Source organism: Virgibacillus sp. GM2-2 (genome assembly GCF_055329585.1).
The window spans coordinates 1-275 of sequence record NZ_JBUZWC010000063.1 but is presented as its reverse complement, the minus strand read 5'-3'; the positions used below and the strand labels follow the sequence as shown (position 1 = coordinate 275).

1 protein-coding gene is annotated in these 275 nt (G+C 54.9%); it reads right to left on the bottom strand.

The window, feature by feature from the left end; all coding sequences use genetic code 11:
• Positions 1–4: 4 nt before the first annotated feature.
• Positions 5–275: helix-turn-helix domain-containing protein (locus ACY9Z2_RS18975; protein ID WP_463611240.1), on the bottom strand; the 271-nt coding region annotated here is incomplete at its 5' end.

Sequence of the window (275 nt, the reverse complement as noted above, 5' to 3'; positions counted from 1 at the left end):
CCGTTTAGGCCTCGACCAATTCTATCCGCAGCGACTTTCCCAGAGCTTGAGCGACACGCTTGATGGTGGAAAGCCGGACATCTTCCGCATGATTCTCCAGGCGCGAGATGGCAGATTTTTTGGTCTTGGTTCGGCGGGCAAGCGCCTCCTGGGTTACACCAGCTTGTTCGCGCGCCTGGCGCAGGAGAACGCCAATCTTGAACTCCTGATAGCCAGACTCGAAGTCCTTAGCAAATTTTGGGTCGGTGCGTTTACGCCTCTCGATAAATTTCTGC